Below are 22,649 nucleotides of genomic sequence, written 5' to 3'. Positions count from 1 at the left end.
TATGCAAACATTAAAAGGCATTGCGGTCTCCAGTGGAGTTGCAATAGCAAAAATACATCACTTAGCTGAAACCACTCAGATGAGCTTAAAAAAGTTTTCAACGGATAAAAATGTTGAGCTTAATCGTTTTAATGAAACGATTAAAGAAGCTGTTTCTCAATTAGAATTACTTACGCTACAATCTAAAACCAAAATTGGTCAAGAACATGCTGAAATCTTTAGTGCACAAACACTGATGTTAAAAGATCCAATGTTAATTGAACGTGTAACTGATAAAATTATGAACCACCAATTGGATGCGGCTTATGCATTTAGACAAACCATGTCTGAATTTATTGATATGTTTGAGATATCAGATAATTTATATATTAAAGAACGTATATTAGATTTAAAAGATGTAACGAAACGTGTATTAGATATCTTTAGTCAAAAAGAAATGATCCAACAACCGAAATATGATATGATTTTGGTTGCAAAGGATTTATTACCATCTGAGACTCTACATTTAGATACTCGATATATTAAAGGTATATTAACTCAGTTTGGATCTAAAACAAGCCATAGTGCAATATTATCAAGACATTTAGGTATACCATCAATTTCAAGTATCGATGTTACAGGTTTAGAAGAAAATGCAGTGGTTATAATGGATGGTAAAAAAGGATTAGTTATCATACATCCTACAGAAGAAGTACTTACATATTATGAGGATCTAAAAGAAAAAATCCGATTAGAAAAAGAAAAGTTCTCTGTCGTTAAAGATTTAAAAATTGTGACAAAAGATCACAAGCATATACCGATTCTTGCAAATATAGGTACACTTGAGGATATTGATGAATCGATTCATTTTGGTGCGGATGGTATTGGATTATTAAGAACAGAAAACCAATATATGGAACAAAATGATTTTCCAACTGAAGATGAACTTTTTGAGTTTTATCAAAAGATATCAGAGCGTTATCAGGACAAAAAAATTGTCGTGAGAACCTTAGATATTGGTGGAGATAAAAATTTAAGTTACCTAAATATAAGAAAAGAGGCCAATCCTTTTTTAGGTAATCGTGCGATACGTTATAGTTTAAGTTACCCCGCACTCTTTAAAACTCAGTTAAGAGCAATTCTAAAAGCCAATAAACATCAAAATTTATCCATCATGTTTCCAATGATTTCAACAATTGATGAATTGCGTCAAGCTAAATCTATATTACATGATGCAATCAGTTCATTAAAAGAGGAGTTTATTGAAGTTATAATGCCACCTCTTGGCATTATGGTTGAAGTTCCATCAACTGCAATCGGTATAGAAAAGTTTTTAAAAGAAATAGATTTTATTAGTATTGGAACAAACGATTTAATTCAATATCTGTTTGCAGCAGATCGCATGAATGATAAGGTATCCTATCTATATCAACCATATAATCCTATATTGCTAAAATTAATTAAGGATATAGTTGACAAGGCACATGAATTTGGTATAATGGTTAGCGTCTGCGGTGAAATGGCTGCAAACCTTAAACAAGCATTTCTATTAATTGGGTTAGGAATTGATGCATTAAGCATGCACTCCAATGTAATTCCTGAAATTAAATACCAATTTCAACAAACATACTTAAGTGATTTAAAATCACTAGCAAATCAAGCACTTCAATTAGAAACTAATATCGAAGTACATGATTTAGTAGATGAATATTTAAAGAAACTATTAATTTAGTTTCTTATACGGAACAATACTCAAGTGGCTGAAGAGGCACGCTTGGAAAGCGTGTAGACTGTAACAGGTGCGAGGGTTCAAATCCCTCTTGTTCCGCCATTATAGTTAATGATTCTCGATACAATAAAAGTATCGAGATTTTTTTAATTTTCTAAGGGTACAAGTCTCACCGTTAAGCCATTATTAGCCCTTCAGTGGGCTTTTTTATTTTTCTAGGTATTGTTTTTCAACCCAGTTTATATAAGAGAACACGTGCGAAGTATCAACCTTTTAACGATTACTGAACAATTTAACGATTACTAATTATTATGAATAATTAACAATGTATGGTATAACATTACAAAGGAGTTGTGATTATTATGTTTGCTAAAATAATGACAGAAAATGAAGTATATATTTCTCCAGTTATGGCTCTTTCATTGTCTGGATGGAGTAGTAAAGCTGTAGTTTTAAATGCTGATTATTCTAAACTAATAGTTATTGATTTGTATAAGAGTAATTCAAGTAATCAATTTTTAGTAATAGATTATAGTCATGGCAACTTTGCAATAGTAGAAAATAATTTTAAATCTTATTGGAATAAACGAAACATTTTTAAAATTGTAAAGAGTAAAAAATATACTTTAGACATGTTAAATGAAACAATAAATATTGCGAATAATTTTAACGATTCTAAATATATTGATGTTAAAACAACTAAATGTTTAGAAGTTTTAGAATTTAATACAGGCTCATTTCACGATGCATATATTTTAGCAATGAAACAAAATGGTAATATACTTGAAATATTGGTTGATACAACATGGGGATCACTTGTTATTTTAAAATGTAGTGGAATAATAGAAAATACATTAAGTGTTGGTGATACTTTTTTTCATTGTGACATGAGAATTGATGAAAAAGAACAATATATAGAATTTAATTTTGATTCACCTAAATATAATGAAGAAAGAATTTTAAAAGTTAATAAAATGTCATTAAATTTCCTTTTTGAAAAACAAACAGTATTAGAGAGTTTTGATTATAGTATTGATGATAATGAGATTAAATTAAAATTAAATAATATTGATTATTCTTTTTCTTATAGAGAGATTTATAATAATATTTTAGATTTAAAAGAAAGAAATGTTATTGGATATATTGATAACGATAATGATATGATAAAATGCTTTATCTTATTAGAAAATTATGTTTTAAGTTTTTACTCGTATAATATATCTAATAAAGAAAATAAAATAAGAACTTTATTGCTTAATAAAGTCAATGAGTTTAAAAATAAATGCGAACTACATAATTTATATTTTGATGATTTCCCTTGGTGTGATTATTTTGGGGTTCCGATTGAAGAAAGATTAGGAGAATTAGTATTTAGTCAAAAATATAGTAGAATTTATTGTTTACTAAATATGATTAAATATATAATGATTGCACCACTTGGATGGAATATTTTATGTCTAATTATTCAACTATTAAATCCTGAAATGAAATGGGCATTCTATTTAATATTTGGTATAGGAATCCCAGTAGTCACTTTACTTATCACATTGATTGTAATTATAAAAGAATTATTATCAAAAAATTCTTCATTCGATTCTTGTTTTGAGATTAGAGAAAAAGGAATATTATATGTTAACGGCTATCGTGCTATAGAAACTAATTTTGAAGGCATTTCTAATTTATCATTTGATGATAAAATTTCTTTCTATGTAAATAATAAAAAATATACTTTACATAAATCAAAAAATGATAAGAAAATCTATGAATTGATAAAGGAGAAATTAAAAGGAGAAAATATGTATGTTTTATTATAAAGCTACACATAAATATAAACTTATTGATCACATTGAAAAGAAGGATATTGGAATCTATAGTTCTTTAGAAAATGCAAAGAAAGCTATTAAAGAATTAGAACTTAAAGATGGATTTATAGATACAAAAAACGGTTTTTTTGTTAAAAAGTTTTTTAGTTTTGTAAAGCCAAAGTTATTAGACAAAACATTTTGGGTTGATGGTTTTGATACTTATGTTTGGGTTGAAAATATAACTAAAAAAATAATTTGTGATGTATCATATTCTATAATGGAACATTTTAGTTTTTTAGTTAAAGATTATGGATTTAAGTTTGATAAAGTAGAACTTGGAGACATGAAAGATGAAAATGGTAAATTATGGTTCTATGGCCCATTTAATTGTTATTCTTTTTATAATGAAAATATTTGTATTAATTTTATGAATTTAGTACAACGTCAAGATTGGTATATAACAATAACAAAAGAATTCTCTAATAATCAAACATATATCAGTAAAGGACAACAAATAGATAGTAAATATTATTACAATTGGGAATTATTAGCTTCTGTGATAAAAAATGATATTGAAGTTAATAATGAAGTTTTCGGTAATTCAATTTAAATTAATATTAGGGTATGCAAATTTCGTTATAGGGGTATGCAAAATATTTAACTTTTTAACGATTACAAGGCTAAGGGTATGCAATTGTATTAAAATTGAGTAACGTTGCCATATTGAATGCATAGGTTCGATACAGAAGCGATTTACCAATCGCCCTAAGTATCGAACTTTTTTCATGCAGAAAGGGTGAAATCCCCTATTTTCAAGTTATATAGTGTCATTTGAATGACGAAAACCTGTACTTTGTGTAAACTAATATTTACAAAAGGTATCAGATAAAAGGTAATATGAAAAAGACTGAAAAATTAGACAGAATGTCATTAACTTGAATAAAATGCCTATTGTTAAGTTATTAAGAAGTTGAAACAGACGTTCCTTTAGAAGTTGTAAATTCTAAAGATAGATTACCTAGGGTAATATAGAAATTAGAAGTTCGACTCAAATTACTGATGATTAAATTTTTATTAAGAAGAGGAGATTTAAGATGAAGATTGAAGTTATGTTTCATTGTGGGAATGCACCAAAAATGGAACGCGTTATAGACTTAACAATCGCACTATCAAAGAAAGACATTGATGCTGTTAAGACTCATGTGAGAGAAGATTTCACATGGAGAATAGTGGGAGAGAATCATATTGTAAAATTAGATCAATTATCTCAAATTTTAATAACTAAGCCGCAAATATTGGAGTTAACAGTTGAGAATGCATTAAGTCATGGAAAAGGAGCAATGTGCGAAGGGGTCATCACTTTTGATAATGGATTAACTTATGTCTTTTGCAATGTTGTTCAGTTTGTGAATACTGCTAGTGATGCACTCATAAAAGAAGCACATACTTATTTTATAAAAGCATAAAAGAAGGGGAAAATAATCCTTTTTTCTATTTTAAGTACTACCCATATAAAGCAGTAAAAGATTAATTTAAATTATCTGATTTGTTTCTATGAGAGACAAGTGCATATGTAATACCAGATAATGCAATAATATATGTAAACCACACTAAGAATCCATAAATAGGTATGTCAATACCTTTAATTTCATGCATACCAATCAATAAATCAGAGAAGATGAATATACTATAAAATATAGTGAGTAGAACATAATTTCTATTCAGTTTTACTCTTGCTATAGAATAAGCAAGAGGTGTGCCTAATGCGACACAATAAACCAATGCTAAGATCGATAAGAAGTTAAAATTATCATTAATCAGTAAAAACCACAAAACAATCATGACTGTAAAAGTGATTAAGAATGATAAATATGACTTTTTAGAAGAAACCTTATCCTTAAACTGTAATGTACCTATAAACCAAAAAGTATGTCCTACAAAGAATCCTGCTATTCCTAATGGCATACGCATTGAACCTAGATTAATATAATGGCTCATCGCATTTGCTAAAAATGTATCACCTAATAAACAGAATATTGAACCTAAAACAAACATATATGCTTGAAATTTCTTTTCATTGACTTGGAAACTCATCGCAAGTATATAAAATATGAGTATATATTGTAATGTGAATCCATTACTCCAACTTAGGTTAATTAATAAATAAAACTCTCTAAGCAACCAAATTAAAACAACTGCAATCGGCAGGTATAACCCATTCTTCGTTAATGATTTCATATATATCCCCTTATATTAAAATTTATATTGTAAATTCGATTATAAATATTAATTGTTGGCTTTACAAGGAATATGCAATATTTGAAAATTAAGACAGGGAGATATTATATTTTCTTGAGTTAAGGATTTATCTTCTATCAGCATAAAATTTATAGAGTAAAATAATGAATAGTGTTATAATTATCTTAAACATTAAGAGGAAATAATATGCTATCATTAAGATCTTTGTATCAAATAGGTTATGGACCTTCATCTTCACATACAATGGGGCCGGCACGTGCAATAAAAATGATTAAGGAAGAACATCCTGATATCACACATTTCCAGGTTACTTTATATAATTCTTTAGCATTAACTGGAAAAGGGCATTTGACAGAAGAGGCGATGCTTCATTCTGCATTTCCTTCAACCATAGAATTTCAAACAAAAATCGATTTAGAAAAGTTTGCAAACACCATTCTTGTTTTAGGTTATAAAAACGATGAGTTAATATCAACTGATGAAGTAAAATCAACTGGTGGTGGACGAATCGTTTTTGTTGGTAGAGAATCATTAGAAACTCATGTATATCCACATCAAAATTTTAATGAAATTAAAGCTTATTGTAGAAAACATCATCTGTCACTTTATGACTACGTTGTAACGTTTGAAGGATTAGAGATTGTTGATTTCTTAAAAGATATTTGGAATGCTATGAAAGATGCAATCCAAAGAGGTATTACAATAGATGGAACACTACCAGGACCTTTAAAGGTAAAAAGAAAAGCTAAAACATTAATAGAGAAGGTTATGGTGAATGAACCTTCTGAAATCACTGAAAATAGATTAGTAAGTGCTTATGCATTTGCTGTTAGTGAAGAAAATGCGGCTGGTGGGATAATTGTTACCGCTCCTACATGTGGCGCATGTGGAGTATTGCCAGCGGTATTATACTATATGCGAGAAAAGCATGCCTTTATAGATGATACTAGAGTCATTAAAGCATTGGCAGTTGCAGGATTAATTGGTAACTTAATTAAGCATAATGCATCTATTTCTGGTGCAGTTGCTGGATGTCAAGCTGAGGTTGGTTCTGCGTGTTCAATGGCTGCAGCTGCACATGCTACACTTTTTAATCTTTCAATCAATCAAGTGGAATATGCAGCAGAAATTGCGATGGAACATCATTTAGGTTTAACGTGTGACCCGATAAATGGATATGTTCAAATTCCTTGTATAGAAAGAAATGCTGTCGCTGCGCTACGTGCAATTGATGCATGTGGATTATCTTATTTTTTAAGTGACTCAAGAAAAATATCTTTTGATACGGTAATTGAAACGATGTATCAAACAGGACTTTCCATGCATACAGATTATAAAGAAACCAGTATGGCAGGTTTAGCAAAACACTATAAGGGTACAGATGAAAATTGTTGGTAATTCTTATATAACCGATTCATTGTACCTTGAAAGGAAACCCAAATGGATATTAAAAAGAATAAAGTATTATATCCTAATAAACAAATTCCAAGTATTTTACACATTCAAGAATCCAAATTTTTGATGATTCAAGGTCGGGGAAATCCTAATGATATCAATTCAAGTTACAAAGATGATGTATCTAAATTATATCAAGTGGCATATACGATTCGAATGAGTTATAAAAATAATTATCTTATTAAAGGGTTTGAACCTTTTACTGTCGCACCACTTGAAGGATATTGGTATCAAGAAGGTATAGAAGGGTTTGATCCATTAAGAAAAGATTTGTTTGTATACAAACTAATGATTCCTATGCCAGATTTTATACATGAGAAAGATTATTTATGGGCAATACAGTTCATAAAAGTTAAAAAAGGAATGGATTTAAGTGAAGTAAAGTTTTTGATATATGAGGAAGGATTAGTGGTTCAAATGCTACATATAGGACCATATGATACAGAAGTTCAAACAATACAACAAATGAATGAATTTATGAATCAAGAAGGGTATGAAATTGATTTTAGTCCAGAGAGATTACATCATGAAATTTATTTATCAGATCCAAGAAAAGTGTCTAGTGAAAAGTTAAAAACGATTATTAGACATCCAATTAAGAAAAGGGGTAACGTATGAAATTTATTAAAGGGGTAAATTTAGGTGGTTGGTTTGTTTTAGAAAGATGGATGTCTCAAAGTTTATTTGAAGGCTTAAAAACAAACGATGAGACAGGTTTTGTTACACAACATCCTAATCCAAAAGAAGCGTTAGAAAAACACTGGGAAACATTTATTCAATCGTCTGACTTTAAATATATTAAATCACTGGGTATTCATTCTGTTAGAATTCCTATTCCTTGGTGGTTAAGAGGAGAAGAACCTTACATAAGTCCTTTAAAATATATTAAACATGCACTCGATCTGGCAAGTCAATATGATTTAATGGTTATGCTTGACTTGCACACTGCACCCGGTTCACAAAATGGATTTGATAATGGTGGAATTGAAGGTGTCATTGAGTGGCATAAAGACAACAAAAATATTGAAAAAACAGTCGATGTTTTATCATATATTTCTAAAGAACTCTTGAATCATCCAAGCGTTTTTTCTATTGAGGTTCTTAATGAACCACACTTTTTAACAGATTTATCTATTATACAAAAATTTTACTTAGATGCATATAAAGCAATTAGAAAAAACTCTGACAAACAAATCGTATTTCATGATGCATTTAGACCAATGGATCATACATGGACTGAATTTTTCACTAAAAATAATTTGGAAAATGTTGGTTTTGACTTACATTTATATCATTGTTTTGAAGAAAGACTCAAAAATTCATCTCCAAAAGAACATATTGATGAAATCTTAAATGTGAGATTACCTATGATTGAAAAACTCAATAAAATGGTTCCTGTCTATGTGGGGGAGTGGAGTTTAGGTATTCATTATCCAACCTTAAATAAACCAGCTGATTTTAATCAAGAAACATTTGAAAAAGAACTAGCTCAGACTCAATTACTTGCTTACTCAAAAGGAACGGGTTATTATTTTTGGAATTACAAAATAGAACATCATATGGAAAAACATAATTGGGATTTCAGAAGTTTAGTTAAAAAAGGAATTCTTAAACCATGATACAAATCAAAGAGGTTTTGACTAAAAAAGAAGCAATCATTTTTACAAGATTTCCAAGTACACTTTTTAAAGATATTCCTTCTTATGTTCCAGCACTAGAAATGGATGAACTTTTAGTTTTTGATAAATTAAAGAATCCTGTGCATGAATACTGTGAAAGTGTTCGATTTCTTGCATATAAAGATAATTTAGTTGTAGGAAGAATTGCTGGAATCATCAATCATCAATATAATAAAGAATTTTCTACAAAAACTGTCAGATTCTCTAGAATTGATATGATTGATGATATTGAGGTTTCAAAAGCATTACTTGATGCTGTATCTCGTTGGGGTCTATCTAAGGGTCAAACCGATGTAATTGGTCCGATGGGTTTCACCGATATGGACCGAATGGGTTTATTGGTAGAAGGATTTGAATATTTAAATATGTTTATAACCATTTGGAATCCACCATATTATATGGAGCATCTAGAAAAACTTGGATACATAAAAGATGTTGATTGGATTGAATCCATGATACCTTGGCCAAGTTACGTTCCTGAAAAGGTGAAACGTGGTGCTTATATTACCCAAAAAAGATTCGGATATGAATTAGTTAAACTTAAGTCAAAAAGAGAACTTAATAAATATATATACGAAGCTTTCAATGTTTATAATGATGCATTTAAGTCATTATACGGCTTTTTACCAATTACTACCAAAGTTATGGATTACTATATTAAACAAATGAAATCCTTAGTTAAGCTAGAATTTCTATGGTTTGTAAAAGATAAAAATCAAAAAGTTGTAGGTTTTGGCTTAATGATGCCAAGCTTATCTCTAGCTAACAAGAAAAACGATGGAAAATTATTGCCATTTGGCTTTTTAAGATTATTAAAATCTATTAAAAAATTCAACGTAATCGATTTTTATTTTATTGCTGTTGATCCATCACATCAAGGAAAAGGTGTTTTATCCTTAATCATGGAAGATGGTATTAAAGAAGGTAATAAGCAAGGTGTATTATATGCCTTAACAGGTCCAGAACTTGAACAAAATACAAGTATTCAAGCACAGTGGAAGGATTTTAATCCAACGATGATTAAAAGAAGAAGATCATATAAGAAGTCTATTGATTTATAAAAAAATGTTATAATATAAATGTTTATAGTTTTAGGATCATGTATTGGGAGGTACATATCCATGGGAGAGCAGATTATTTTTATTACTGTGATCAGTATTTTTTGTATCACAGTGATTTTTGGACTATTTTTAACACATATTTATGTGAATCAACTCTATAAAGGACTAGATTATTGGACACTTGCTGTTTTTTTTCAATTGGCAGCATTTATAATGAATGCATTTAATCACCAAATGCCTTTGTGGATACCACTTTATTTAGGTAATGGTTTACTCATATTAAGTTTAATTTTATTTAATATAGGTCTACATAAATTCTTAAATATAGAAGATACATTCAAAGACCTATTTATTGTTTTAATTATGACTATGATTGGTTTAGTAATATTTAGTTATGGGATTGACCGAATTGACATACGCCGTGTGATTGTTACACTTGTTGTTATCTATATGATGATTCGAATGTTTATTCAAACAAGTTCTCAATTTAAAAGGATTCGTTTACTAATTTTATCTCCAATTATGTTTATGACTGTTTTTGTAAGTTTGATTATGATGATTCGAATCGTCATAATTATGACAGAACAATTTGATGATTTACTATTTTATAATTTTTCAGCAAGTGAATTGATTGATGCGGTTACTGCAATTATGTTTACCATGTTCTCATTCATTTTAATTGTAAGTGTTAATTTAAGAGCAGTTGAGGAATTAAAAGCAGAACGTTATAAACTCGAACAACAAAGTTTTACGGATTATTTGACGGGTCTTCCAAATAGAAGAAAGTTAGAACAACGTATGAAAGAGTTAGTACTTAGCCGTAAAACATTTATGGTGGCTATTACCGATATTGATGAATTTAAAACAATCAATGATACTTATGGTCATCATATTGGCGATAAGGTATTGGCTGAAATTGCTAAGATACTCACCAACAATAAAAAAGAAGATTACTTTGTAGCAAGATTTGGTGGAGATGAATTTATAACAGTTATCGAAGTTAATCTTAAAAATAAAGAAGAGTTTCATCAAATTAAAAACGAATTAGAAACTGTACAACACTTAATTGAAATAGAAGATTTTAAATTCAGTGTTACGCTTTCTACAGGTATTTCTATTTATCCTAAAGATGCAAATAATATCGTTGATTTAATTAAACTTGCTGATGGTGCATTGTATGATGTAAAACACTCAGGTAAACAAGGTATAAAATTTCATAAAAACCTATAATAAAACCCGTATAGAATATACAAATCTATACGGGTTTTTAAATAAATTATTTCTTAAGTAACATTCTTAAACTGTTTAAAATGACTAAAATGGTTGAACCTTCATGAGCAATAACACCTAGAGGTAATTTGATAAGTCCAAATACGTTTGTTAAGAGTAATATAACAATAACTGAAATAGAGAAAATCATATTTTGATAAATAATTGTTTGATTTGCTTTTGCAAGTTTAATGAGTGTAGATACATTACCTAAATTGTTATTCATAAAAATGACATCAGCTGTTTCTAATGAAAGGTCCGTACCGCTACCCATTGCAGCACCACAGTCTGCTGATGCGAGTGCTGGAGCATCATTTATACCATCACCTATCATCATGACAGAGCCATATTTAACTTTCATTTGATCAACATAATTTTTCTTTTCATGAGGTAAAGCACCTGCAATAACTTGTTCAATACCTGCTTCCTTAGCAATAATGGTTGCAGTTTCTTGATTATCACCCGTTAGTAGAATTGGTGTAATACCTAAATCTTTCAAGGATTGAATCGATTTTTGAATGTCTGGTCTTAATTCATCTTTTAATGCGATATATCCTATTAATTGATCATTAAGTATGATTTCTACAATAGATTGTCCTAAGGATTTTGATTTCAACATTTGTGGGGATAAGAAGTGTGCATCAATGTGTTCAAATCTACCTACTCTATAAATATCTTTACCTAACTTAAGTTCCATACCATGCCCCGGAACTTCAATGACTTTTGAACCAGTATATGTTGCTTTATCGGATAAGTAACTTGTAATTGCATAAGCAAGTGGGTGTGTGGATAATTTTTCCATTGAGTAAATGACATCTAAGATATCTTGTTTTGGATATTTAGAATCAATATTAACTTCAACAACACTTGGTTCACCTTTTGTGATTGTACCTGTTTTATCAAAAATAACTGCCTTTATACCTGCAAGTGTTTCTAAGTGAGAGCCACCTTTAATAAGAATTCTTTTTCTTGCTGCATTGGATATTGTTGATAACATACTTGGCGCAATGGATGCCATTAATGCACAAGGAGAACCAACGACTAATACAACAGTTCCTCTATAAAAGGATTCCTCAAATGGTAGTATACCAAATAGTGGAGGTATAAACATGAAACCTAAAGCGAGTAAAATAACAATATATACATACCATTTTTCAATTTTTTCAATTTTGGTTTGTTTGACACCTTGATTATCTTGTGCATCCGTTACTAAGTCAATAATCTTATTGACAACAAACTCATTTGGATTGGATTTAATCTCAACTAATATAGGTGATGAAAGATTAAATGTTCCTGCATATACTTTATCATTTATTTTTTTGGACACAGGCATAGATTCACCAGTAATCGCAGCCTCATTGATTGATGAATTACCACGTGAGATTATACCATCAACTGGGATAGAATCACCCACCTTGACAATGACAATATCACCGATTGTTAAGTCATTTACAGACACAACTGTTTCCACACCATCTTCATATTTAGTCGCTAAATCAGGACTAAGATTTAATAATGAAGTCAACTCTTTTGTAGATTTTGAGTGTGCATAACTTTCAAGTAAACCAGATAATCCGAAAATCATTATCAGTAAAGCACCTTCTGCAGCATTACCTACAATAAATGCACTGATTGCTGCTAAAATCATAAGTATTTCTACATTTAATGCTTTATTTTCTATCGTTTCTACAACGCCTTCATATGCTTTAAAGAATCCCCCTAAAACAAATGAAACGGCAAATAATATAAGTATAATTAAGTCATCACTACTTAATATGGTTGATTGTAATATAAATGCTGTGACAATCAATATAATGGAACTGACTACAAAGATAAGTTCAATGTTTAGTTTTTGTTTTGTATTTTCCATGATGTTATCTCCTTTTTTATTACCTTTAATATACCACTTTACCGGATTACATTCAAGTTATTTATAATAAAAAACGTTTTATTTATAATAATTATGATAAAGAAAATATTGTTTAGAATTATTCTAAAGTAGTTCATAAAATGGATTGAAATCATTCACTTTATGTGATACAATTATTTTGCTTTAAAAATATAAAAAGCACAGTTAGCTCAGCGGGAGAGCACCTGCTTGACGTGCAGGGGGTCACAAGTTCAATCCTTGTACTGTGCACCATTTTTAAAACCTAAATTATCCCTTTTAGCAACACCTGGAAGTGTCACAACATGCCAATTCGACATATCTATGGGTATATGATATACCAAATAGACATATATGTCAATGAAAGTGAGTGATTAAAATGCTAAAACTCAGAGATATTAGATTGAGTAAAGGTTTGAAGCAACAAGATATTGCAGAAATATTAGGTATAACTCAAGCAGCAGCATCTAGAATAGAATCTGAAGAACGAAAGTTAGATCAGAATCAAATCATTAAATTATGCTTAGCTTTAGAGGTTACACCAGACGAGCTCCTTGGTTTTGAAGAAGCATATAATAAATATACAGAATACTTACAAAGTCTTTTAAAAGATGATGTTGAGCAATAAGCCACATTTTTTAATGCGGCATTTTTTATAAAAAAAGATTTTTAATAATTGAAAACTATATTTGAAGGAAGTGTTTTATACAATTTATTCAAATATTAGAAATGAATGTATAAAATCATTAGAATGGGGATTGAATAAGTGGGCAATAATACATTTTATACGAATCAGTTAATAACATACTTGGGAAATAAAAGGAATTTGTTGTCAAGTATTAATCAAGTTATAATCGACATTTTAAATAGTGAGTACCAAGGCGTTAATCGAGAAGAAATAGTTATGGCTGATTTGTTCTCTGGATCTGGTGTAGTAGCACGTATGATGAAGACTTATGCTGGTAAATTACACGTTAATGACTTTGAGGAGTATTCAGAGATTATTAATCAATGCTATCTTACAAATAAAAATGATTTTAATGAAGGGAAATTTGATGATTTATTAGAAAAAGTACTGAATTATAAAAAAGTTAAGAATGGTATTATTCGTTCCAATTATTCACCAAAAGATGACCGGAACATTGTTAAAGATGATCGATGTTTCTATACTAATGACAATGCAATCAGAATAGATACATATAGACGGGCTATTGATAAAATAGTTCCAAATGAAATGAAGAAGTTCTTTTTAGCACCGCTATTGTATAAAGCATCAGTTCATGTTAATACAGGTGGAATGTTTAAAGGATTCTATAAGGATAAAGAAACAAAAATTGGTAAATTTGGCGGTACAAATTCTGATTCTCTAAAAAGAATTCTAGGGAAAATAACAATAGAAAAACCGATATTAAGTGATTTTGATTCTGAAGTTTATATTTATAAAAGAGACACTAATGAATTAATCAGAGACTTACCTAAGATTGATATAGCTTATATTGATTCACCATATAATCAACATTCATATGGTTCAAATTATTTCATGCTCAATTTAATACTATCGAATAAAATGCCTGATGTTGAAGTAAGCAGAGTATCAGGAATCCCATCTAACTGGAAATCGAGTAACTATTGTAAAAAGAGTGAAGCTTTAAGTAGTATGGAAGATTTAGTGAGAAATTTAAATGCATCATGGATACTTATATCTTATAATTCAGAGGGGATTATTAGCTATAGTCAAATGACTGAAATGCTTAAAAAATATGGTAGTCTTGAACCAAAAGAAGCGATAGATATTGATTATTCAAAACTAAAAAGCGGTAGAAGCGATAAACAAATAGTTAAGAAAAATAAAGAATACATTTTTGTTTTAAAGAAGGGGATATAATGATAGGGGAAGTATTGTTAGAAGTAATTGTACGATATCCAAAATTATTATTAGAGCCAGAAATGAAAAATATAACTTTTTTATTGAAGGAACTAATTATTATGGAAATTGTATGTTTAGAAGGGGATCAAATAAGCTCTAAAGAAATTCAAGATGTATATGAAGATCTTATATCAAATGTAGAAATACCCATAGAGTTAATGGAAGAAAGCAAGTCTGCCAAAGGAAAGTCTAAATTGAAAGTATTACTCAATAATATACTTTCATCAAATTTAAGCAATTCAAATAGTTTAATGAACCGGAAAGAAATCAAGGTTGAAAAAGTTGAATCCAAATATTTTTTCTCTGCTTCAAGTGAAATAATGAAAGATATTGATGAACTATTTAAAAATGATGATGAAATTGTAGATATGTTTAAGATGGGCGTTTTTCTTGAAAAATATAAATACATACCACTATTACTTAAGTTTTTGAATATAAAAACTGATTATTGTCAGCATAATTCAAATCATATTCATAGAAAAGCAATTTTTCCTGTCTTTAAAAACATTAAAGATAAAACGAGAAGTAGTATAGTAAACATCCTTTTTATATGTGATAAATGTATAGTTAATTTGGTTGAATCAACAGTTTACAAATTTGAAGAAAGAGGATATTAATATGCCAATTATCAACACCAAAAAAATGCAACACCCTACCTATCGAAGTCTATTTCAACATCTAAAAGAAGGTAAACTGGAAATTCCTACAGTACAAAGACCTTATGCATGGGAAGCAGAGCATATTGAAGATTTTTATGCTGATATATCTCAAATGTTAGAGTTTTCAGGATTAGATGAAATTGATAATAATGAAATAAATATTGCAATTGGACAAGGTATATTTTATCAAAATGATAATCTTACTTATGTATATGATGGTCAACAAAGAATATTAACTTACATTCTATTTTGCAAAGCTGCATCAAGCAAATTTCTGGAAAAATATAATGCTACACATGACATAAAGTATAAGAAAAAGATTGAAGTTTTAAAACAAGCATATACTTTCACAAGTAGAAATAGTAGTGATGAGTATATTGATGAGGTTAGAATTACAGTTCAACCAAGAGATAGAGATGCACTTGAATATATTTTGGGTTTTTCAAGTACTAAGAAGAAAAATAATAGTTTATTAGAACAAGCCTTTAAACTCATTTCAAGTTGGATTAATAAAATTGATAATGAAGAGGTATTAGATAAACTATATGATATTCTTACGAAAAAAATTGAGATGCTTATTCTAGATGCCAAAAATGACTCAGATGCTGAAGGCTTATTTTATAGTACTAATTCTACTGGAAAGCCCCTAAGTATTTCACAATTATTACATGCAAGAGTCCATCAAATATTCAAGGATAAAAAAAGCATTATTTATAAGTGGGATCATATCTACAATAAATTTGATGATAAAGTTAAAAAGTCTGAGATTATTGATTCATATTTACTTTATGCTGTGCAAGTTGAACAATTTGTAATTACTACAGCTAAGGTATTTACATTTATTAATAAAAAACTTAGAGACCCTGAATCAAAGTCATATATAGAAAAAATTATATCAAGGTTAGAAGTACTATATGGATTAATATATGATGATAATGAGAACTTCAGAGCAATAAACACAATCGTTTCAATAACAGCTATTAAGCAAATTTATCCTCTTTTTATTGCTTTAAGTGAAATGAATGGTATCACTGACAAAAAAGTATCAGAAAAAACTATAGAAATTTTGACATACATTATCTTACAAAATAATATAGTTAGACAATCACCTGGAACTACTAAACATGGCTTAGCAGTCATTTTACAAAACATATTAGAGAACAAAGAAGATATTTTTGAAGGTTTAGAAAAAGATACAAACACATATGATAAAATAATTGATCCAAGCATATCATTTGATAATAAGACCGGGAAAGCATTATTTGTACTTACTGCTTTATATAAAATCAAGAGTGATAGTGCATTCGTAATTGGTAATAAAGGTACAGATTTAGAGCATATTGTACCTCAAGAATATACAAGATGGACTAAAGAATATCCTTTTTGGAAAGATGAAATTAAAGATAATGGAGAAGGAATAATATATGGATTTGGAAATTTCTTGTTACTATCAAAGAAAGTAAACCAGAGTATTTCTAACAAAATTTGGGAGACAAAAGATGGAGTTATCGGTAAAAAAACAGAAATCATTAGTAATCCTTATGTAAGTATCTTTAGTAATATTTTTAATGATAATCTAAGCAGACAGGAAACTATTACACCTGAATATATTGTTGAAAGAGGTAAAAAAATAGCAACGGTTTTTACAGAAACAGTGTTTAAGAAGTTTATAAAATAGGAAACATAATCTAATAAATATTACATTTAATATTGAAAACAGTGAAATATCTTAACAATAGAAAATGAAGGCTAAAAACCTTCATTTTTTATTATACTCCCCAATCATTATATAATCTGTATTCTTTGAGTGCTCGCTTTTCATCATGTTGGACGTATTTAATTGTAGTTTCTATCCTGGAGTGATCAAATAACTTTTGCAGATCGTCTATGTTTAAACCATTCTCTATTAATATGGATGCAAATGTTTTTCTAAAACGATGTGTATGAATTCTCTCAATTTTTAGTTTAGATTTAAGTCTTCTGTAGAATAATTTTATATCATTTTTATTAATCAATCTGTCTTTAATAAAATTATGGAAAAGATAAATTCTATCAGATTGTATTTGAACTAATTGAATTAAAAAGTTATATGAAAAATCAGAGAAAGGAGCATACCTATGTTTTCTAGTTTTACCTGAGTATACTGATATCATTCTATTTCTAAAATCTATTTCTTTGATTTTTATGGATAAAGCTTCTGAGATTCTTAATCCAGAATCCAGTAAAAGAAACAAAAGAGTTTTATAGACAAGACTATTTTTACTTGAATTAAGATTTTTAACATAATCTATGATTAGTTTTAAATCATCATGATAGAACCTCTCAAAAGGCTTAGTGTCACTAGGTAAATGGGGTAGATCAACGATGGAAGTGGTTATCCTATAATGCTGCATCACTTTACGCAAATAGTTAATGATTTTCTTTATAGAGTTATTACCATTTGAAGTGTTATTTTTTAAATAGGTTATTATTTTATATCCAACATTTATATCAACTTTTTCCAATTTTTTTATCTTAAGTGCATCACATGCATTTATTATATGATTTACTATCCTTAAGTGATATTGATTGGTGCTATTTTCATAGCTAGATTTGGTTAGTTCATAATAGTTCATTATTGATTTGTTTATATTCATTGTGTTATCCCTTTCAATTTTTGAAAGGTTGGCCAACCGTATACAAAGTATATTATACTTGACAGCCTTACAAAAGCAACATGAAGTTTTCCACAAAATATGTGGATAACTTGGCTTGACAAAAATATAACATTGTTATAAGATACTGATACATGGGTATCCAGTCCCTACCCCCAAATATCTGGGTCGTCAGTTTAACTGATGGAAAAAAGCTGTCAACTAAGTCAGCTTTTTTTGTTTGTTTATACCAGATATTTTATCTCTACGTTTCATATCATTAGGATGTACAATACCTTTTTTCTTGTTCAGAGGTGACACGCCAACTTTGAATTTTTTCTTGGTTTTCTCTGATATATCCTTATCATTAGTATCAATCCAACTACTTTTTTTCAGATTTGTTTGATGAAGTTTAATTCTCTTTTTCTGTGTAATATTTTTAGGATTACCTGGAGTGCCATATATTTGAGCGACTTTAGCAGTCTTATCGTGATTTGCTTTAATGATAGCTACAGGTCTAGGATTAGCATTACCCTTTTTCTTCATATACTTTTTCATTTCTCCTTTAGGAACTAGATGAGAAGGATGCATGAAATATATTTCTCCTGAGTGAGTTGGATTTCTCTTTTTGTATAGAGTTTGAACCTTCTTTTTCTTTGAAAATTTATGAGGATTTAATCGATTACTTGTTAGTTGTTTAATATTAGACTTAAGTAATTTCATGTTTATTTACTCGACTTCTTTTGTGCTTTACGAATTGATATCAATTCAGATTTACCAGTATTATTATTAACTCTGATACGTGCGTTATATTCATCATAAGAAGATTGTTTTTTAACTGTAGGTTTTTTTGATGTTTTCGTCTTACGTTTAGATGCTGTTACTTTCTTTTTTAATAATCCCATGTGTATTCCTCCTAGGGTTTAAAATTTTGTTGTGTGTGATATTTCAACTTCCGGATAATAGTATTTATATATATACTAAAGTATATATAAACTAAATCACTTCATCCTCATTTGTATCATCAGATATATCGACATCTTTTAGAATAGGTTCTATTTTCTTTTTAGATCCTTTTTTACCTTTAGAACTTGTTTCAGTTTGAAGCTTTGCATCTATACTTTTTAATGCTGCAGCTTTACTCCTGATTTGATTTTCAATATTCTTAAGTTGTTTTTCTTTCTCTTCAATTTTTTCATTAAAGTGTTGGTTTGCTATCGTGAATTGATACTCATCCAGATATATCCTGGATTCAATTTCTGTCTCAGCAATTTTCTTTAAATCAATCTTAACTTGCTTGGCTGGAAATATGTACATAGCTGTTGCAAAAATAAACATACCTAGAAGAAATATCAGTGTAGAAGCAATTACAATAAAAGCACCCATGAGTGTATATTCAAATATTTGAAACCATATATCTTGGTTCATCGTTTCACTACCTCCGTTTTAAATCTATTATCAAATTTTACTGACCCTAAATTACTTCTTAAGTTGAATGTATCAAAGAACGCCAGGTCAAACGTTCTAGGTAAGAAGTATTGCTTGTATGGATGCTTAACCCAACCACCTGAACCATTTGATTGCATATTAAAGAATGTTAAATCCCAACCGAGTATTGTTGTTTCAAATCGTCCATTTATTAACCATAAGGCGTAATTAAATCCTTTTCTAACTTGAACCTCAAAGAAGTTCTTTTGGCCTAAGCTCATCAACTGCGTATCGACTTTTTCCATTTGAGTATATAAAAAGATATATTTGATATAATGTCTAACCCCTACTGCATATTTCATGAAGGGTTTAAAAGTTTTCATGTACTCATCGGATTGGTTTTGTCGATAGTTCCAAAGCATATGAGCTTCATCAATATGCATCGATGCAAATTGAAAATGATTTGGATATGCAACAATCTCCCCTTTATCGAAAAAGTCTGTAATTTCAAACCTAGGATGATGTAGATATTTTCTAAATGTTTTTTCATCAACTCTAGGGACTTCGATTGCAGTGTTGATATATGATCCTTTACCGGTCTTTACAAGTAGTCTTGTCATAATCTCCATGGCGAGTGAGGATTTACCTGATCCAGGTTCTCCAACACAAACATATACACCAGGCTTATTGAATGGATAATCCTCATATGACTTTCTTAGATTCCTTAACCAAGCACCAATCCATATTTTATGTAAAGGCTTGGTTAAGTATCTAATAGGTTCATAAACTCTTTCATCCATGACAAAATCGTTATATTTTAAAATGAACTTTGATATACCTTTCGTAATAGATCTATCAAGCTTATAGTTAAACTCTGATATCTCATCAACAGTCAAGGCCAACTTTTTAGTAACAGTCATTATCGACCTCGTTTTTTAGGTTTGGCCTTAGGTATGAATAGTGCATGAAATGCTTTGTGTAATCCTTTGAGGATTCTAACTGGTAATGTGAATAGATAAATAACAAGTGCAGTAATCATCTTCTATAACTCCTTTTATATTTGGTTTTCTTTTTAGGGATAAATAATAGTTTTAATAAATTGAATAATTGTCCTGGTATTTTAAAGATAATCTTGAATAGATTTATCACGCCCAGGAAGGCAAGTCTAATCCCTCCAAATATAAGCTTAATAATCAATATGAGAGGGTTTAATAACATAAGACCAACAATACCAATACCTACAGCAATAATGATTGTAAATGCATTATTCCAATCTACAGAAGCAATGAATGTTTGGAAATCGGTAAACATCTTCAGTAGTTGTTCTATAGAAGTAAAGATATTATCTGGTGTTGAGATGTCTGGGTCAGTATCTATAACGACATCGATGTCTTCACCTACAGTTTGATAAATATGACCATTTGTTTCATAAATGATTTTAAAGACTTGAAAATTGTGAGGATCTTCCGGATTATTCTTATTGTTATAAATTTCTGTTTGCATCTTAACAATTCCGGTATCAATTAATGCACCGTCTGAGAGTGCAAAAGCAAATAACTTATAGGAATCCTCCTGGATATTGTTTTCAAATGAATCGTAAAGACTCTCAAAGTATGTTTTAACTTCATTTTGAGTAATGTTATAGTTTGTCATATTTGAGAAGTTAACTACATCAATCCTAGGTATTGTTACTGCAGTTAAAGGATTAATACCAAGTGAATGTAACCCCCAACCAGGTACAAGCAAGTTCCAATCAACACTTAGGTTTAAATACGAAAGTGCATCATCTGATGTGTAATTGAATTGTCGTCTATTCCACTCAGTATACTCCGTTATAAATCCAAATTTATCCGTTCTAACTCTTGATGTATATGCAAGTTCTGCAGTCAAAATTCTATCCATGACAAACGCATCTGTATAAAAATATGCAATCAAAACACCTTCATTATTTTGTTTAATGTAAGTGTAAGCTTCATACTCGTTCACATGTGTAAGTTCATTGTTTTTTAGATTCCATATCGTATGCTTAACAAATGATTTTGAAACATTGGATAACATATCTTTTAGATAATAATTATTCGAATTATTGATGTAGATTTGTGGATTGTCTCCGGATAAATTCACATAGTAAGCTTCAGTTGTATCAAACAAACTCATATCAGTTTCAGCATCCAGATCATAAATGATTTTATGCGTTCCAAAATATGTTATTGTGATTAAAACCTTTCTATCCTGGACAGAAAAATTAACATGGCCAACATCCATAAGGAAATTACCTTCATTTTTAGTTTGAGGTAAAGAAGCGACGTCAATCAAATCATCATCAGGGATATTTGTAATATCAGATAGCTTTCTCACTTTGATTTCTACAGCTTGATTGGATACAAAAGATATTGCAAGATATGATTTATCTGCATACTCATAATAAAGCCCAAAATAACCAGGTACATCATCATAATCAAAAGTAATCTTAACTTGTTTTTGTGCAATACCTGATGTTGATTTAGGAACGATATAAATGTTTAAATTGTAGTCAAAAATTTCTAAAACATCTGTTGGATCAACTGCAATGTTTATCGTATTCCCAAATTGAAGACTTTGAGTGTAATAATGATAACCGTCCTCATTTAATTCCCAATCGTTTAATGCATATGTAGAAGTATTGATAGTCAGTGCAAACGCACTGACCACCAACATCATGAATATAAATAATTTTTTAACCATGGAGAAACCTCCTATTTTTAGTATCTTCTAATAAGATAAGCAAATGCTACCTCTTCAGAAGCTTGAAACAAACCAACAACCCAATTCCAAATACCAACAATGAAATTCCAAATATTTACAAAGACATCGATGACAAAATTGAATACAGCTACAA

The 22,649-nt window shown here is 29.4% G+C and carries 21 protein-coding genes and 2 tRNA genes; 15 read left to right on the top strand and 8 right to left on the bottom strand.

From position 1 onward, the window contains the following. Window position 1: 1 nt before the first annotated feature. The 5 genes from ptsP (at window position 2) to B5X49_RS05900 (ending at window position 4,979) form a co-directional block, all read left to right on the top strand. Window positions 2-1,711 (top strand): phosphoenolpyruvate--protein phosphotransferase, encoded by a 1,710-nt coding sequence (gene ptsP / locus B5X49_RS05920; protein WP_045749162.1) that lies wholly within the window; start codon window positions 2-4, stop codon window positions 1,709-1,711. A gap of 10 nt (window positions 1,712-1,721) precedes the next feature. Next, window positions 1,722-1,810, top strand: a tRNA-Ser gene (locus B5X49_RS05915). A gap of 260 nt (window positions 1,811-2,070) precedes the next feature. Beyond that, complete coding sequence (locus B5X49_RS05910) at window positions 2,071-3,522, top strand: hypothetical protein (protein WP_045749163.1); 1,452 nt, start codon at window positions 2,071-2,073, stop codon at window positions 3,520-3,522. Further along, window positions 3,509-4,123 (top strand): hypothetical protein, encoded by a 615-nt coding sequence (locus B5X49_RS05905; RefSeq protein ID WP_045749164.1) that lies wholly within the window; start codon window positions 3,509-3,511, stop codon window positions 4,121-4,123. Before B5X49_RS05910 ends, B5X49_RS05905 begins: the two co-directional genes overlap by 14 nt. A 484-nt stretch (window positions 4,124-4,607) precedes the next feature. Continuing rightward, entirely contained in the window at window positions 4,608-4,979 is a 372-nt protein-coding gene (locus tag B5X49_RS05900) for a hypothetical protein (protein ID WP_045749165.1), read from the top strand. 61 nt (window positions 4,980-5,040) lie between these two features. Here B5X49_RS05900 and B5X49_RS05895 read toward each other — a convergent pair whose 3' ends face one another. Continuing rightward, a complete protein-coding gene (locus B5X49_RS05895) occupies window positions 5,041-5,751 on the bottom strand; it encodes a lysoplasmalogenase family protein (RefSeq protein WP_045749166.1) in 711 nt (236 codons plus the stop codon). 207 nt (window positions 5,752-5,958) lie between these two features. On the opposite strand from B5X49_RS05895, the gene B5X49_RS05890 reads away from it, so the two are divergent. The 5 genes from B5X49_RS05890 to B5X49_RS05870 are packed head-to-tail and all read left to right on the top strand — an operon-like array spanning window position 5,959 to window position 11,197. Next, window positions 5,959-7,170, top strand: a complete 1,212-nt coding sequence (locus tag B5X49_RS05890; RefSeq protein WP_045749167.1) for an L-serine ammonia-lyase, iron-sulfur-dependent, subunit alpha — start codon at window positions 5,959-5,961, stop codon at window positions 7,168-7,170. 42 nt (window positions 7,171-7,212) lie between these two features. Next, complete coding sequence (locus B5X49_RS05885) at window positions 7,213-7,845, top strand: GyrI-like domain-containing protein (protein WP_045749168.1); 633 nt, start codon at window positions 7,213-7,215, stop codon at window positions 7,843-7,845. Continuing rightward, window positions 7,842-8,846: a glycoside hydrolase family 5 protein gene (locus B5X49_RS05880; RefSeq protein ID WP_045749169.1), complete on the top strand. Its 1,005-nt coding sequence runs from the start codon at window positions 7,842-7,844 to the stop codon at window positions 8,844-8,846. The genes B5X49_RS05885 and B5X49_RS05880 overlap by 4 nt, the downstream gene beginning before the upstream one ends. After that, window positions 8,843-9,967, top strand: a complete 1,125-nt coding sequence (locus tag B5X49_RS05875; protein ID WP_045749170.1) for a GNAT family N-acetyltransferase — start codon at window positions 8,843-8,845, stop codon at window positions 9,965-9,967. Before B5X49_RS05880 ends, B5X49_RS05875 begins: the two co-directional genes overlap by 4 nt. A 60-nt stretch (window positions 9,968-10,027) precedes the next feature. After that, window positions 10,028-11,197, top strand: coding sequence for a GGDEF domain-containing protein (locus B5X49_RS05870; protein WP_045749171.1), 1,170 nt, complete (start codon window positions 10,028-10,030; stop codon window positions 11,195-11,197). A gap of 46 nt (window positions 11,198-11,243) precedes the next feature. Here the strand turns inward: B5X49_RS05870 and B5X49_RS05865 are convergent, their stop codons facing one another. Next, window positions 11,244-13,106 (bottom strand): heavy metal translocating P-type ATPase, encoded by a 1,863-nt coding sequence (locus B5X49_RS05865; protein WP_045749172.1) that lies wholly within the window; start codon window positions 13,104-13,106, stop codon window positions 11,244-11,246. 198 nt (window positions 13,107-13,304) lie between these two features. Between B5X49_RS05865 and B5X49_RS05860 the strand changes: the two genes are divergently transcribed. The 5 genes from B5X49_RS05860 (at window position 13,305) to B5X49_RS05840 (ending at window position 17,388) form a co-directional block, all read left to right on the top strand. Continuing rightward, window positions 13,305-13,379, top strand: a tRNA-Val gene (locus B5X49_RS05860). Window positions 13,380-13,503: 124 nt separating this feature from the next. Beyond that, window positions 13,504-13,752, top strand: a complete 249-nt coding sequence (locus B5X49_RS05855; RefSeq protein WP_045749173.1) for a helix-turn-helix domain-containing protein — start codon at window positions 13,504-13,506, stop codon at window positions 13,750-13,752. 138 nt (window positions 13,753-13,890) lie between these two features. Next, window positions 13,891-15,009 carry a DNA adenine methylase gene (locus B5X49_RS05850; protein WP_045749174.1) on the top strand — a complete coding sequence of 373 codons (1,119 nt, stop codon included), beginning with the start codon at window positions 13,891-13,893 and terminating at the stop codon, window positions 15,007-15,009. Beyond that, window positions 15,009-15,668 (top strand): hypothetical protein, encoded by a 660-nt coding sequence (locus tag B5X49_RS05845; protein ID WP_045749175.1) that lies wholly within the window; start codon window positions 15,009-15,011, stop codon window positions 15,666-15,668. Before B5X49_RS05850 ends, B5X49_RS05845 begins: the two co-directional genes overlap by 1 nt. A 1-nt stretch (window position 15,669) precedes the next feature. After that, entirely contained in the window at window positions 15,670-17,388 is a 1,719-nt protein-coding gene (locus B5X49_RS05840; RefSeq protein ID WP_045749176.1) for a DUF262 domain-containing protein, read from the top strand. Between the two features lie 91 nt (window positions 17,389-17,479). Here B5X49_RS05840 and B5X49_RS05835 read toward each other — a convergent pair whose 3' ends face one another. From B5X49_RS05835 to B5X49_RS05810, 6 genes are all read right to left on the bottom strand, one after another. Next, window positions 17,480-18,325: a tyrosine-type recombinase/integrase gene (locus B5X49_RS05835; RefSeq protein WP_211026738.1), complete on the bottom strand. Its 846-nt coding sequence runs from the start codon at window positions 18,323-18,325 to the stop codon at window positions 17,480-17,482. A 240-nt stretch (window positions 18,326-18,565) separates the two neighbouring features. Continuing rightward, window positions 18,566-19,066 carry a hypothetical protein gene (locus B5X49_RS05830; RefSeq protein ID WP_045749178.1) on the bottom strand — a complete coding sequence of 167 codons (501 nt, stop codon included), beginning with the start codon at window positions 19,064-19,066 and terminating at the stop codon, window positions 18,566-18,568. Window positions 19,067-19,068: 2 nt separating this feature from the next. Continuing rightward, complete coding sequence (locus B5X49_RS05825) at window positions 19,069-19,248, bottom strand: hypothetical protein (protein WP_045749179.1); 180 nt, start codon at window positions 19,246-19,248, stop codon at window positions 19,069-19,071. A gap of 91 nt (window positions 19,249-19,339) precedes the next feature. Further along, window positions 19,340-19,771 carry a hypothetical protein gene (locus B5X49_RS05820; RefSeq protein WP_045749180.1) on the bottom strand — a complete coding sequence of 144 codons (432 nt, stop codon included), beginning with the start codon at window positions 19,769-19,771 and terminating at the stop codon, window positions 19,340-19,342. Further along, window positions 19,768-20,691, bottom strand: a complete 924-nt coding sequence (locus B5X49_RS05815; RefSeq protein WP_045749181.1) for an ATP-binding protein — start codon at window positions 20,689-20,691, stop codon at window positions 19,768-19,770. The genes B5X49_RS05820 and B5X49_RS05815 overlap by 4 nt, the downstream gene beginning before the upstream one ends. 115 nt (window positions 20,692-20,806) lie before the next feature. Continuing rightward, the gene (locus B5X49_RS05810) at window positions 20,807-22,495 is read right to left on the bottom strand and encodes a hypothetical protein (protein ID WP_045749182.1); all 1,689 of its coding nucleotides are present in this window, start codon (window positions 22,493-22,495) and stop codon (window positions 20,807-20,809) included. Window positions 22,496-22,649: the final 154 nt, after the last annotated feature.

The organism is Acholeplasma oculi (genome assembly GCF_900166985.1).
Lineage (GTDB): Bacteria > Bacillota_I > Bacilli_A > Acholeplasmatales > Acholeplasmataceae > Acholeplasma > Acholeplasma oculi.
Note: the sequence above shows the minus strand (reverse complement) of the source record. Positions and strands in the feature narration are given on the sequence as shown.